Genomic DNA, 14,001 nt, shown 5'->3' with positions numbered 1-14,001 from the left:
CGTCCTCAGCATGCTCGGTCCGTCAGCGGATCCAACTGGTTGACCAGCCACGGGGATCCGGGCTCGGCCTCGTAGCGGGTCACGGTGATGTCCCAGACGTAGCGAGACGGAGTCCCGGGTGGCACGACCTCGCCGGTCTCCACCCTCACCACGCGCGTGCTCTGGCTGTCGTAGCAGCCCGTGATCCTCACGGTCGGCCCGCCGGGAGCCGCCAGATCGACGTCGGTCACCTCCAGCTCGACTACGGTGTCGCCTTCCTGGCGGAGGCCGATCGTCGCGTAGTCCCGTACTGCAGTGACCGCGAGCAGCGCGGCGGGGTCGCCCGAGAACCGCCGGATCTCCGGTTCCCAGTCCCGGGCACCGGGGTCCTGCTTGGCCGCGTCTGTCACGCGCAGCATCTCGTTGACCACCGTGGTCGCGGCCTCTGCCGCCTCGTCTTCGGCGGTCGGCGCGTCGCTCGTCAGCGGAGAGGGCGACGGAGTCTGCGGCGACGAGGACGTCGTCGTACTCGGCGAGGAGTCCGGACTGGCGTCACTTGCCGCGCAGCCGGCGAGGGGCAGCAGCGACAGGAGTACGGCGACCGTCCACCGCCGTGTGGTCATCGCGACTGCCCTCGCCGGGGCCGCAGGCCACGCTTCGGCATGAGCATGACCCGGAAGCGGGCGGGCTGCAGGCACGCTGGCCGCTGTCACGCTCGACTCTGTCGTGCGGGCCATGGGCACCTCCCGGGCGGTGGTGGGGGAAATTACCACCGAGATCGCCCGAGGAGACAAGCCTTTCCTCCCGTAAGTCTCCTGTTCAGCCGCCAGGAGACGCCAAGGCCGCGTGGTCGCGGCGAGAACGGCGGACGGCCGCCTCGACGCGGGCGACGTCCACACCGAGGACTTCGGCGACGGCGGCGATCACCCTCGCGGAGTCATCTACACCGGGGCGACCGTCCTCCAGGCGCACGTACGTCATGACGGACAGGCCGGGAGCAGTCACCTGGTTCGTGGCGAATCCGACCGCCAGGCGAAGAGCCGCCAGGGGCGGGTCACCCGCATCGACGTCAAGCAGGTACAACGGGTCGACGCCCAGCGCAGCCGCCAGCCGCGGCACGAAGCGGGGTCGCGGGCGCTCAAGCCCGGTCTCCCAGACCCGGATGCGCGCCGGGCCGGAGAGCTCAAGCTTCATGGCCAGTTCTTCTCTGGTCAGCCCCACGGCCTCGCGGGCAGCCCGCAAGCGGTCACCTCGAAGCAGTGGCCGCGCCATGGCAGCTCTCCCCCACATCACCCGTTCGGTGGACACCCGCCGTGGCGCTGAACCCTAGCCGCAACCTCGACTCCGTCAGACGGGCCTCGTCGTGGCGCGAGAGCACTTTCGTTGACCGGAGAACTACAGGAGCAGTACCGGAGAACGCGCTCGGAGCGGGGCGGGTCGAGGTCATGCGGGCGGGACCGCGCGGCCGAGCTCGGTGCGCCGTCCGTAAGGGCGCCCCACCATCTGAGGAGCACCGGGGCAGTAGCCACTGGCCCCGTACACGAGGCTAAGCTCCGGTACTTCTCCAGGGATTCCCCAGTAGCCGAAGACCCATCCGAGGCGCCGGCCTGTCTGATGACAGCGGGCCGGGCGGTGCTCCCGTTCACTGGAACGAGAGAACTTCTGGAGCCTCGTTCGCGACCGTTGGACGGCAAGCAGCAACCGCTCCAGCACGGTCCGGGCCCGTGTCAGCGGAGCGGGACAGTTCTGGAGGAAAGCGACATGGGCGATGCACAGCTGCTCCACGACGTGCTAGGCGCCGATCCCCTCCTGCTGACGCCAGAGGAGGAGGTGCGCCTGCTCAGGGCCGGCTGTAGGACGACCATCCGTCAAAGGCCTCCGGCACGGGCCGATGCCGGTCCTGGGGCGCTTCCGGTCCAGCCCGACGTCATCGCTGGTTGGGAGGGATCGCGGTGAACCTTGAGGACCTCAGGGCCAGCGGCTCCGCCGTTGTGACCATCGCGCAGGCGGCCTCGGTATTCGGTGTCGACGTCCGCACGGTGACGCGAGCCATCGAGAACGGCGAGCTGCCGGTGGTCCGGTTGGGTCGACGAGTACTGATCCCACGCCTACCCCTGTTGGCCGTCCTGGGCGTGGCAGTCGACGACGCTGTCGGAGGCCTGAACGACACCTCTACTGGTGGCCGTTAGCCACGCACTCCACAACGAACCAGCTGATCGCAACGAGGACGCCGAGCGGCCCCGTACCGACAAGTCGCTGCCTAGCCGACAAAGCGTCGTCTGCGTGGGGTGGCATACCCGTGACTAAGCTGGCCGACCGGTCGGGAATCGGGTCTGCGAAGGATCGCCGCGTGATACTCCGCGTGATACTGCCGCCCGCGCATTCGGGGGTATCTGGATGCGAATCTGGGTCGTCTCGGCGTCTTTGACGCAAGGCAAAAGCGCAGGTCAAGGCATCATGACGCACCTGGATGCTTAGCTGCGAACAGGAGTTCAAGTCCCCCCTCGGACACAGAACCGCCCCGGTCTTCCTGCAGGTCAGGAGGCCGGGGCGTTGTCGTTTCCAGGCCCAGAACGGCCTCGTGATATCGCCGTGATGGTTCGCGGCGCTGGTCAGCCCCTCAGCAGGGCCGCGAACCGGTCGGCGGCCTGCCGGCCCAGGCCGGAGTGGACGTGCTGGTAGACGGTCAGCGTGATGGTCGTGCTGGCGTGGCCGAGACGCTCCGAGACCACCTTCACCGGTTCGCCGGCAGCCAGAAGGAGCGTCGCGCGGGTGTGACGCAGGTCGTGCAGCCGGATCTTCGGCAGCTGGTCCTCCCCCAGCGCCCTGCACGCCTGCACGGCCTGCTCCACGAACCGGTGCGAGTAGCGCTCGGGGTGCCGGGGTGTGGGCCCTCGACAAGCTGCTCCCCGGCACCCTTGGTTTTCACACTGCCCGGTGTTGACCCGATAGGCGGATCCGCCTGAACCATGAACCGATTCGTCCGACCTCTCAGGACTACGGCGCGGGTTCGCCCGGCGGGGGCTCGGCCTGTTGCACTCCGCCATCCAGTTCGCTGCGCATGTAGTCCGCCGAGGCCGACGCCGACGCCGTGCGTAGATGGGCAAGAGCACTCGTCAGACGCGGCGTCGTCAGCGGCGCGAGGACCCCCAGGGCAGCAACCACCCCGTTGTGTCCGTGCACGGGCACCGCGAGCGACGAGACACCGAGCCGGTGTTCCTGAGCGCTGCGAGCGATCCCGGTCTGCCGCACTTCGTCGAGTTGCCGGCGGAGGAGACGTGGGTCCGTCAGGGTGTAGGGCGTGTGGCGGGTCATCCCGGCGCACGCCTGCTCGAGGACATCGGCCGGCGACCAGGCCAGGAGAGCCTTCCCCACCGCCGTGCAGTGCAGTGGCAGGTGTCCCCCCGGGCTGTGCCGGGTGGGGAGGGTCCGGCTGCCCGCGAGCCGGTCGATGACCAGTGCGCTGGGCCCGTCCAGGACCGCGAGGTGGACCGTGTGCCCGGTGCCGGCCACGAGGTCCTGGAGGTGCGGGAGCGCCAGCTCCCGCAGGGCGGTCGGCGGGGCCAGCAGGCCCAGTTGCCACATGCGAGCGCCGACCTCGTAGCGGCCGTCGGGCCGGCGGACCAGTAGCCGGCCCTCGATGAGGTCCGCCGCCAGGCGGTGCACGGTAGCGAGCGGCAGGCCACTGCGTCTCGCCAGCTGCGAGAGGTTGAGCGCGCGGTGAGTCGCGTCGAACGCGCCCAGAACGGTGATCGCACGAACGGTCACCGACCGCGAAGGGGTCGCCGTCGACGTCTTTTCCATCACACCTCCTCGCCGTCCTACCGGACCATATCGTTTCCATTCACCGGAAGCGCCTCGCCAGGCGAGACGCCTGTGGCCGCCAGCCGCCCCTGTTCGCCAGATATGTTTTCGTTCAACGAGAACATGGCCTGGCGCACATCTGTGGCCTGAGCCACGGTGCCCCGACACCCGAACGGCCAGTGGAGGCCCAGTGAGCAGCGAGTCCCGGTACGACGTCGTCGTCCTCGGTGGAGGCCACCATTCGACGATCATCGCGTGCTACCTGGCTCGGGCCGGGCTGTCCGTCGGCGTCTTCGAGCGTTCCGGGCGACTCGGCGGCTCTGCCGTCAGCGGGAACGGCCCCCTGCGCGGCTACACGATGAACCACTACTCGCACTGGACGCGCTTCTACTCCCACCCCGCCTACCGCGACTTCGACCTGCACGCGGAGGGCCTGCGCTACGTGTTCCCCGAGGGGAACGAGGCGATGGTCTTCGACGACGGCACCGCCTTCGTCGGCTGGTCTGCCTACCGGGTGGTCGACGACCTCGGCACGCAGGTCCCCTGGCCCGAGGGCGTGGCTCGCACCGAGGCGGCGATCCGGGTTTTCTCAGGCGCCGACGCGGACTTCTACCTCCGTTTCCACGAGGCCTACACGACGAAGTGGAAGAAGGCCTTCGGCCAGCACCGGTTCACCGCCCCGACCCCGTGGGGCACGCCGGACGCGCTGGAGTCCCTGGTCGAGGACGGCGGCCTCATCGAACCCGTCCACCAGGTGATGAGCGTGCGCCAGCTGGCCTACGACTTCTTCGAGTCCGATGAGCTGCGGACCCTGTTCATGCGGGCCGCCACCACGTCCACCGGCGCCTACCCCGACGACGTGCTGGGGCTGCAGGGCCTGGTGCACGTGCTCGGGCTGACCCTCTCGCTCGAGCCGGCCGCGATCGCCGTGGGCGGCACCCAGGCGATCACCGACGCCCTGGTCAGCGCCGGCCGCCGTCGTGGTGTCGAGTACCGCACGCACGCCGAGACGAAGGAGATCCTCGTCGAGGGCGGGCGCGCCGTGGGCATCCGCCTGGCCGACGGCGAGACCGTGCGCGCCGACCTGGTCGTCAGCGGGTTGGGCATGCCACAAACGGTGCTGGATCTGCTGCCGTCGGTGCAGCGCACCCCCCGCATCGACCATCGGCTGCGCAACATCCACTTCGACCGCGGTCAGCTGCTCTGGGCCAACATCGCCGTCCACGAGCTTCCCGACTACGCCGCGGCCACGGGCAACCCCGAGGTCGGCCCGCAGCCACGGCTGTACTGGGGGCCCAAGGACCCGGACTGGCTGGCGACCCGCTACCAGGCGGAGATCATGACGCGCGGCTACTCCAGCCGAGCCTTCGCCCTCACGAGCGCCGACACCATCTGGGACCCCAGCCGCGCCCCTGCGGGCCAGCACCTGGTGGGTGTCGAGGAGTTCACCGCGCCCCTGCGACTGTTCAGCAGCTCGGACTGGAAGCGGATCGAGGGCGAGGTCGCCGACCTGCTGGTGAGCCAGTGGCAGCGGTACGCCCCCAACATGACCCGCGACGTGATCGCCAGCGTGCGGCTGACCATGCCCCGCGACGTCCTGGCCACCCACCCTGACATGGGCGAGGGCGGCTACAGCCAGGGCAGCACCATCGCCAGCCAGAGCGGGCGCTTCCGCCCCATCCCGGAGCTGTCGGGGTACCGCACCCTGCTGCCGAACCTCTACACGTGCTCCTCGTCCATGCACTCCGGATCGGGCATCGGACGAGGCAGCAGCCTGAACTGCTGGCGCGCCATCGCAGCAGACCTCTCCCTCGACGCCGACGCCGATCTGCGCCCGGTCGCCCCGCCGGTGGCCGCCCCCGTGACGGTCGAGGCATGAGCGGGACACCCGGCACCGAACTGACCGGCCGCCGGGTCCTGGTCACCGGCGCCGCCCGTGGACTGGGCCGGTCCATCACGTCCCACCTGGCCAGCGCCGGCGCTCGAGTGCTCGCCGTCGACATCGACGAGGACGGGCTCGCCGAGGCCGCGACCGGCTGGTCCAACCTGGGCGAGGTGCACACCGCACGGTGCGACGTCAGCGACGAGGTGTCCGTGAATTCGGCCGTCGACGAGGCCTCGCGGGCTCTGGGAGGACTGGACGGGGTCGTGAACAACGCGGCGATCGTGTCGGTCACCCGTGCGCCGGCACAGCAGGTCCCGGTCGAGGAGTTCGACCGCGTCTTCGCCGTCAACGTCCGCGGCCCGTGGCTGGTCTACCGGGCGACCGCGCGCCTGCTCGCGGCCTCGGACTGCGCGGGCATCGTCAACCTGTCCAGCGAGACGGCGTTCAGCGGGTCACGAAACATGGCGCATTACGTCGGCAGCAAGGCGGCCGTCATCGGTCTCACCCGTGCTCTGGCCCGTGAGGCAGGTCAGAGCGACATCCGGGTGAACGCCGTGGCACCCGGCTTCACCGACACCGAGGGTGCTCGCGCGATCGGGGACCCCGACACCTACGACACCACCGGCACCCCCCTGGGCCGGGTCGGGGTGCCCGCGGACGTCGTCGGTGCCGTGGCCTTCCTGCTCTCGCCGGCCGCGGCCTTCATCAGCGGCCAGGTGCTGCTCGTCAACGGTGGCCGCGTGGCCGGTTGAGGCCATCGGCGCATCGATCACCAGACGCACGGACCGCCGCCTAGTACACCGCCCGGGGGAGCGGCCAGGACCCCCACTCACAGAGGAGATCGCATGACCACCACCGAAGCACCCCGGACCGGTTCCGACAGCTCCGCGCCCCGTCGCCGCGGGTTCCCCGACCCCTACGAGATCGGCAGCCCGGAGGGGGCCGAGGGCTGGCGCGCCATGTACCCGTACTACAACCAGTTCCTCGACGCCCGCCGCGCCAAAGACAGCCAGCGAACCTGGTTCCGCAACGGCATGCACTTTCCCGAGGCCATGCCACCCTTCGACATCGTCACGTCCGACAGCGCCTTCATGTCCACCGGCGTGATGAACACGCGAGTGTTCGCCCTGCCGCCGGCACTGGGCATCGACGTCCGCGTTCTCAACGGCTACGTCTACATGAGCGCCAACGGTGTGGAGGACCCCGAGGAGATCGGCCGCCGCGCCGGGGAGTTCGCCGTCCGGGTGGGCCACTACTACCAGAACTGGCCCACGCTCTACGAGGCCTGGGAGCGCAAGATCAGGGCCGAGATCGCCAAGGTCGGCGCCATCGTCATCCCCGAGATGGGCGAACTGGAGCCGGTGGAGAACGTGCTGGCCGGAAGGGGCGTGACCACCTCCAACGACCTCCTGGTCGCCTACCAGGCGCTGCTGGCCTCGGTCGACGCCGCGTGGAACCTGCACAGCGAGTTCCTCAACATGGGCTACGCCGCCTATCTCAACTTCCTCATGCTGTGCCGCTCCCATTTTCCCGAGATCACCGACCAGTCGGTCGCGAAGATGGTCAGCGGCGTCGACGTGCTGCTCTTCCGGCCCGACGACGAGCTGAAGAAGCTGGCCGCCCTGGCGATCGAACTGGATCTGGTCACCGAGCTCACGGCGGGCCGGCCCCACGAGGAGCTGCGGCAGGACATGAGCAGCAGCGACGCCGGGGCCCGCTGGTGGGCGGCCTACGACGAGTCCGCCGACCCGTGGTTCCACTTCTCCTACGGCAACGGCTTCTACCACCACCACCGCAGCTGGTCGGACGACCCGACCTTCCCCCTGACGATGATCGGCGAGTACATCGGCCGGCTGCGCAACGGGGAGGACCTGTCACGGCCCGTGGACGCGGTCGCCGCCGAACGAGACGCCGTGACCGCGCGCTACCGCGGCCTCATCGACGACGAGGCGGACCGCCAGGCCTTCGACGAGGCACTCGGCCTCTCCAAGGTCGTCTTCCCCTACGTGGAGAACCACAACTTCTTCATCGAGCACTGGTACATGACCACCTTCTGGAACAAGATGCGCGAACTCGGTGCGCTCTTCGTCCGATACGGCTTCTTCGACCAGGTCGACGACCTGTTCTTCCTCCGGCGCGCGGAGATCGCCGACGCGCTGGTCGACCTGCAGATGGCCTGGTGCGGCGGAGGGGAACCCCTCGGCCCAGACTTCTGGCCACCCGTGATCGCCGAGCGCCGCCGGGTGCACGCCGTACTCAACCGCTGGGCGGCGCCGCCCGCCCTCGGCCCCGAGCCGTCCGGAATCGTCGAGCCGATGACCATCATGCTCTGGGGCATCACCGACGAGCAGGTGCAGAAGTGGCTCGACGCCCAGGACGGGGGGGACGGCGGCCGGGTGCTGTCCGGCTTCGCCGGTTCCCCCGGCATCGCCGAGGGCCCCGCGCGCGTGGTGCTGTCCCCTTCCGACCTCGACGAGCTGCTGGAGGGCGAGATCCTGGTCGCGCCAATCACCAGCCCGAGTTGGACGCCCGTGTTCGCCCGGATCAAGGGGGCCGTCAGCGACATCGGCGGCATCATGTGCCACGCCGCGATCGTGTCCCGCGAGTACGGCCTGCCCGCCGTGGTCGGGACCGGCACCGGGACCACGTCGATCCGGACCGGACAGATCGTCCGCGTCGACGGCAACACCGGCACCGTCACCATCCTGTCCGACTGAACAGCTCTCCGGCGGCTGTGGTGCGCACGACCGCGCACCACAGCCCGTCCCCCGACACCCTCGCGGCCTCCGGGCCGCCCACCCTTCCCGAGGAGTCCGCGTGAGCACCCTCTACACCCGGTGGTTCGCCGACCTGCGTCTGGACGACCGGCCCACGGTCGGCGGGAAGTGCGCCAGCCTCGGCGAACTGCTCTCCGCCGGCATCGACGTCCCAGACGGCTTCGCCGTCACCGTCGACGCGTTCGAGCTGTTCCGGGACACCGGCGGTCTGCGCTCCCAGCTCACAGATCTCGTGTTCAGCACCGACCCGACCAGCTCGGCCGCCCTGGACGACGCGCACCGCCGTGCCACCGCATTGATCTGCACCTCCGCAGTGCCGGCGCAGATCGAAGAACAGATACGCACCCACTACGCCGAACTGTGTCAGCGGTGGGGGCACCCAGACGGTGACCTGCCTGTCGCAGTGCGCTCCTCCGCGGTCGCCGAGGACGGCGACGCCACGAGCTTCGCCGGCCAGCAGGAGACCTACCTGTGGGTCGTCGGAGCCGACTCGGTCATCGAGCACGTCCGGGCCTGCTGGGCCAGCCTCTACACCCCTCAGGCGATCGCCTACCGCACCCAGCTGACAGCGGAGCAGGCCGCCGACGCCACCCGCATCTCCGTCGCCATCCAATGCATGGTCGACGCCGCCGTCGCCGGAGTTGCCTTCACCGTCAGTCCGCGTACCGGCGACCGCTCGGTCATCGCCATCAACGCCAGCTGGGGCCTGGGTCACGCTGTCGTTTCCGGCGAGGTCACACCGGACGAGTTCTGGGTGAGCAAGGCCGGTCCCCAGCTCACCAGTCAGACGATCGCGCACAAGCTGACCCAGTGCGTCCCCGACCCGAGCGGCACCGGGGTCATCACTGCTCCGGTCCCGGCCGACCAGCGGGACATCGCCTGCCTGGACGCGGCCATGGTGCTGCAACTGGCCGAGCTCGCCACCCGGGTCGAGGACCACTACGCGCACCCGGTGGACATCGAATGGGCGCTCACCCGGTCCACCGACCACGCACCGGCGCGGCTGCTGCTGCTCCAGAGCCGGCCGGAGACCAGCTGGAAGGCCCGGCAGGCCGAGGCGCGGGCCAGGCGAGCCGCCACCGGCGGGGCCAGCTACCTCAACGTGATCAGCTCCGCCGCCGGCCGAGCGGGCGGGGACGCGGCATGAGCACTCCGCAGAGCCAGCCCCCGACGTGGGACGACGTCGTCGCGCTGGTCACTCAACTGGACGGCGGCGAGTTCGCCGACGTCGACCTGCAACTGCCCGGCTTCACCCTGCGGATGTCACGCACCGTCCTCGCGCCGGCTGGTTCCCAACCCGCGGCTCCCGAGCCGACGGGCACGTCGACGCGCCCCGCCGCGCCCTCAGCGCACGCCGACGCATCGGACACCACCACGCTCCATCAGGGCACCCCCTCGGAGTCCGCTCCGCCGCCGACCGACAGGGGCCCGACCACGGAGGTCGCTGCTCCGGTCCTCGGCGTGTTCTACGGTCGGCCCTCCCCCGACGCGGCCCCGTTCGTGACCGTCGGCGACGTCGTCGCCACGGACACCACCGTCGCCATCGTCGAGGTCATGAAGCTGATGAACCAGGTGACCGCGGGGGTGGCGGGCACCATCACCGAGATCTGCGTGTCCGACGGTGAGCTCGTCGAGTTCGAACAGCCACTGTTCCGCGTCGCCGAGGCCACGGCGTGAACGGCACCGTGCTCATCGCCAACCGTGGCGAGATCGCGGTTCGCGTCGTCGCCGCCTGTCGACGACTGGGACTGTCCCCGGTGGTGGCCGTCAGCAGTGCCGACCGGGACTCCCTGGCGGCCCGGCTCGCCGATCGGTCGGTGGTGATCGGCCCCCCGTCCCCGGCCCAGTCCTACCTGCGGGCCGACGTCCTGACTCAGGCCGCGATGAGCGTGGGCGCCGACGTGCTCCACCCCGGGTACGGGTTCGCGAGCGAACAGCCGGCCCTGGCCGAGGCCTGTGAGGAGAACGGGATCGCCTTCGCCGGCCCTCGGCCGGAGACCCTCCGCGCCGTCGGGGACAAGACCTCCGCCCGCGCCGTGGCCCAGGCAGCCGGGGTGCCCGTGGCACCAGGAGCCGAGGTCACCGACGAGGCCTCGGCACTGACCGCCGCCCGCGACGTCGGGTTCCCGCTGCTGGTCAAGGCCGTCCACGGCGGGGGCGGGCGCGGCATCCACCTCGCGCAGGACGAGACCGAGCTCGCCCGACTGCTCCCGCAGGCCGCAGCCGAGGCCCGGGCCGGCTTCGGCGATCCGGCTCTGTACATCGAGCGCTACTACGGCCGGGCCCGCCACGTCGAGGTCCAGGTCTTCGGCGACGGTGAGGGCGGCGTCGTCGTCCTGGGCGAGCGCGACTGCTCCGTGCAACGCCGCCATCAGAAGCTGCTCGAGGAGTGCCCCGCCCCGGGTCTCACCACCGCGACGCGCACCCTGCTGCGGACCAGCGCCGCAGACCTGGTGCGTGAACTGCGCTACCGCGGAGCCGGGACAGTCGAGTTCCTGGTGGACACCGAATCGCACACCCCGACCGACGACGACGCGGCCACGGTGGTCTTTCTCGAGGTCAACGCGCGCATCCAGGTGGAGCACCCGGTCACTGAAGAGGCCTATGGCGTCGACCTCGTCGCCGCGCAACTGAGGCTCGCCCTAGGCCAGCCGCACGGACTCCCCACTGATCTACCCGACCCCGCCTGCCACGTCCTCGAGTGCCGACTCAACGCCGAGGACCCGACACACGACTTCCGGCCCAGCCCCGGTCGCATCACCACGGCCTCGTTCCCGCGCGGACCCGGAATCCGGGTGGACACCCATGTCAGCGACGGCTACCTCTTCCCGCCCTACTACGACAGCCTGCTGGCCAAGGTGATCGTGCGGGCCCACTCGCGAGAGGCGGCCATCGACGCGATGCGCGCCGCCCTCTCGGCCACCTCGATCGAGGGAGTCATCACCACGGCGGCGGTACACCAGACCGTCCTGTCCGATCCGGCGTTCCGCCGCGGCGGAGTCTCCACGCAGTGGTTGGAGACGGTCTGGCCGCCGCAGCCCCCCGGCGCGGCAACGTCCGTCCCGCTCCCCGGTTCGCGGAGTGCCGCATGAGCGCCGGCCGGCCCGTCGTGCGGCTGGTGGACACCAGCCTGCGCGACGGGAATCAGAGCCTGTGGGGCGCCACCGGTCTCACGACCGGCATGGTGGAGGCGGTCGGCCCCGCGCTCGAGCGCGCGCGGTTCCACGCCCTGGACTTCACCTCCTCCACTCACCTGTCCGTGGGTGTCCGGTTCCACCAGGAAGACCCCTGGGAGCGCATCGCCCGCATGAGAGCCGTGGTCCCGACCACGCCCCTGTCCTTGATCACCACGGGAATGCGGTTCATGTCCTGGGACCGCTCCCCGGAATCGGTCATGCGGATGGCACTTGCAGCGCTGGCCCGCCACGGGATGCGCCGCCTGCAGATCGCCGAGCCGATGAACGACACCGAGGCCGCTCTCGCGGTCGCCCGCATGGCCCACGAGGAAGGCATCGAGCAGGTCGTCGCGGCCGTGACGTTCACCGAGTCCCCCGTCCACACCGACGACCTGTACCGGAAGGCCGCCGAGGCCCTGGCCGCCGATCCTGCGGTCGATGCGGTCTACCTGAAGGATCCCGGTGGTCTGCTCACCATGGAGCGGACCGCGGCGCTCGTCCCGGAGCTGCTCGAAGCCGTCGGCGACGTCCCACTGGAGCTGCACAGCCACTGCACCACCGGCGTCGCGCCGCAGGTGTACGTGCTGGCCGCCCAGCTGGGCGTCCCCATCCTGCACACCGCGATCGGTGCGCTGGCCAACGGGACCAGCCAGCCCTCGATCACCCGCTTGGCCGCGAACCTCGACGCGGTGGGCATCGACGTGGACATCGACCTGGCGGCCGTCGCCGAGGCCGAGGAGCTCATCGCCGCCTTCGCCGCGACGCAGGGTCTCGCACCGGGAGCGCCCACCGACTACGACCTGAGCCCGCACGCCCACCAGGTGCCCGGCGGGATGATGGGGACGCTGAAGCGCCAACTCGCCGAGATGCGGGTGCCCGAGCTGCTGCCCGCCGTCCTGGAGGAGGTGCGCCGGGTCCGAGCCGAACTCGGCTATCCGATCATGGTGACGCCCTACAGCCAGTTCGTCGGCAGCCAGGCAGTGCTCAACGTCGTGGGCGCTCGCTCCGGCCAGGCGCGCTGGTCACGGCTGCCGGACGAGGTCATCCGCTACGTCCTGGGCCACTTCGGCCCCCCTCCCGGCCGCGTCGACCCGGACGTCGAGCGACTCGTCGCCGCCTCGCCCCGGACGACGGAACTCGACGTCCCATGGCCCGAGCCCACCGCAGACGAACTGCGGGAGCGTGCCCGCGCCGCGGCCTCCGGGCCGGTGTCGGACGACGAAGCCGTGCTGCGAGCTGTCCTCCCAGCCGAACAACTCGCCGCGGTCGCCGCCGCCGGCCCGGCCCCGTCCTGGCCCGCTGCCCCACCGACGACACCGGTCCACGGCCTCGGCGACGTGCTTGCCCGCGTCCGAGCCCTCCCCCGCTGGCGGTCCCTCGACCTCAGCATCGGCGATACGCACATCTCCCTGCGCCGCGCGGGAGACGCCGACCCCACGTCCCGATCGGAGGACCCGGCGTGACCGCCGAGCCGACTGTCTCTGCCCTTGCCGTGTCCTCCGCGGCCACGCCCGCCGTGCTCGACCGGCTGGCCGCTGTGGGGGGGATCGTCTTCGACGTCGATGGATGCCTCGTCCTCTCTGACAACCCTGGCGGACACGGCGGCCAACTCTTGCCCGGAGCAGCCGAGGCGCTGCAGGAGGTGCGGGCCTCCGGACGCTCGGTCGTCGTGTTCACGAATGCCTCCAGCCAGGTGCCCGCCCAGTTGGCGGCCTCGCTGCACGAGCTCGGCCTCGACGTAACCGAGGACGACGTGCTCACCCCGTCCGTGGTCGCCGCAGAGGTCGTCTTGGAACGCTACGGCGCTCGACCCGTGCTGGCCTTCGGTGGTCCAGGACTCATCGACGTCCTCACCGCCGCGGGGGTGGAACTGACCGACCGGAGCGACCCGAGCTCAGCTGCCGCGGTCGTCGTCGGCTGGGACACCGCCTTCGACCGGGACAGCATGCAGAGTGCTGCTGACGCCATCTGGAGCGGCGCCGACCTCCTGGTCTGCAGCGATGCGCGGCGCTTCGCCTCCCGCACCCGCCCCATGGCCGGCGTCGGAGGGTTCATCGCCGCAGGACTGTCCTACGTGACCAAGTGCGACTACGAGGTGCTCGGCAAGCCGTCACCGGCTGCCATGGTCATTGCCGCCCGCCGATTGGGGGTCTCGGCTGACCGCGTCCTGGTCGCAGGTGACGACCTGACCCTGGAAGTGCGGATGGCGCGGGCTGCGGACGGAATGGGCGTCCTGGTGACCACGGGCATGCACGGCGCCGCAGACGTCGCTGCCGCACCGCCCGGCGATGAGCCGGACCTCGTCGTCGCCGGTCTGCCCGAGCTGTTGGACCACCTCCGGCTCGCTGACGCGGCCGCCGCGGCACGGCGGGCGTGACCG

13 protein-coding genes are annotated in these 14,001 nt (G+C 70.7%); 9 read left to right on the top strand and 4 right to left on the bottom strand.

The features are described 5' to 3' along the window. Window positions 1-5: 5 nt before the first annotated feature. Window positions 6-602 carry a hypothetical protein gene (locus GCU60_RS14140; protein ID WP_239521194.1) on the bottom strand — a complete coding sequence of 199 codons (597 nt, stop codon included), beginning with the start codon at window positions 600-602 and terminating at the stop codon, window positions 6-8. A 196-nt stretch (window positions 603-798) separates the two neighbouring features. After that, window positions 799-1,221, bottom strand: a complete 423-nt coding sequence (locus GCU60_RS14135) for a helix-turn-helix domain-containing protein (RefSeq protein ID WP_239521193.1) — start codon at window positions 1,219-1,221, stop codon at window positions 799-801. Window positions 1,222-1,931: 710 nt separating this feature from the next. Here GCU60_RS14135 and GCU60_RS22120 point away from each other — a divergent pair. Beyond that, window positions 1,932-2,168, top strand: a complete 237-nt coding sequence (locus tag GCU60_RS22120) for a helix-turn-helix domain-containing protein (protein ID WP_204262034.1) — start codon at window positions 1,932-1,934, stop codon at window positions 2,166-2,168. A 423-nt stretch (window positions 2,169-2,591) separates the two neighbouring features. On the opposite strand, the gene GCU60_RS14125 is transcribed toward GCU60_RS22120, so the two are convergent. Next, window positions 2,592-3,026, bottom strand: coding sequence for a tyrosine-type recombinase/integrase (locus tag GCU60_RS14125; protein WP_163206283.1), 435 nt, complete (start codon window positions 3,024-3,026; stop codon window positions 2,592-2,594). Next, complete coding sequence (locus GCU60_RS14120; protein ID WP_163206281.1) at window positions 2,977-3,783, bottom strand: IclR family transcriptional regulator; 807 nt, start codon at window positions 3,781-3,783, stop codon at window positions 2,977-2,979. Before GCU60_RS14120 ends, GCU60_RS14125 begins: the two co-directional genes overlap by 50 nt. Before the next feature lie 190 nt (window positions 3,784-3,973). Between GCU60_RS14120 and GCU60_RS14115 the strand changes: the two genes are divergently transcribed. From GCU60_RS14115 to GCU60_RS14080, 8 genes are all read left to right on the top strand, one after another. Further along, entirely contained in the window at window positions 3,974-5,662 is a 1,689-nt protein-coding gene (locus tag GCU60_RS14115) for an FAD-dependent oxidoreductase (RefSeq protein WP_163206279.1), read from the top strand. Further along, the gene (locus GCU60_RS14110; RefSeq protein ID WP_163206277.1) at window positions 5,659-6,420 is read left to right on the top strand and encodes an SDR family NAD(P)-dependent oxidoreductase; all 762 of its coding nucleotides are present in this window, start codon (window positions 5,659-5,661) and stop codon (window positions 6,418-6,420) included. The genes GCU60_RS14115 and GCU60_RS14110 overlap by 4 nt, the downstream gene beginning before the upstream one ends. 93 nt (window positions 6,421-6,513) lie before the next feature. Continuing rightward, a complete protein-coding gene (locus GCU60_RS14105; protein ID WP_163206275.1) occupies window positions 6,514-8,385 on the top strand; it encodes a PEP-utilizing enzyme in 1,872 nt (623 codons plus the stop codon). A 100-nt stretch (window positions 8,386-8,485) separates the two neighbouring features. Further along, window positions 8,486-9,592, top strand: a complete 1,107-nt coding sequence (locus GCU60_RS14100) for a PEP/pyruvate-binding domain-containing protein (protein WP_163206273.1) — start codon at window positions 8,486-8,488, stop codon at window positions 9,590-9,592. Continuing rightward, window positions 9,589-10,122, top strand: coding sequence for an acetyl-CoA carboxylase biotin carboxyl carrier protein (locus GCU60_RS14095; protein ID WP_163206271.1), 534 nt, complete (start codon window positions 9,589-9,591; stop codon window positions 10,120-10,122). Before GCU60_RS14100 ends, GCU60_RS14095 begins: the two co-directional genes overlap by 4 nt. Next, a complete protein-coding gene (locus GCU60_RS21105; RefSeq protein ID WP_163206269.1) occupies window positions 10,119-11,537 on the top strand; it encodes a biotin carboxylase N-terminal domain-containing protein in 1,419 nt (472 codons plus the stop codon). Before GCU60_RS14095 ends, GCU60_RS21105 begins: the two co-directional genes overlap by 4 nt. Beyond that, window positions 11,534-13,084 carry a biotin carboxyl carrier protein gene (locus GCU60_RS14085; RefSeq protein WP_163206267.1) on the top strand — a complete coding sequence of 517 codons (1,551 nt, stop codon included), beginning with the start codon at window positions 11,534-11,536 and terminating at the stop codon, window positions 13,082-13,084. The genes GCU60_RS21105 and GCU60_RS14085 overlap by 4 nt, the downstream gene beginning before the upstream one ends. After that, on the top strand, window positions 13,081-13,998 hold the full coding sequence (locus GCU60_RS14080; RefSeq protein WP_163206265.1) for an HAD family hydrolase: 918 nt from the start codon (window positions 13,081-13,083) through the stop codon (window positions 13,996-13,998). The genes GCU60_RS14085 and GCU60_RS14080 overlap by 4 nt, the downstream gene beginning before the upstream one ends. Window positions 13,999-14,001 lie beyond the last annotated feature (3 nt).

The organism is Blastococcus saxobsidens (assembly GCF_010682065.1).
GTDB lineage: Bacteria > Actinomycetota > Actinomycetes > Mycobacteriales > Geodermatophilaceae > Blastococcus > Blastococcus saxobsidens_B.
This window is presented reverse-complemented; position numbering and strand designations above follow the sequence as displayed.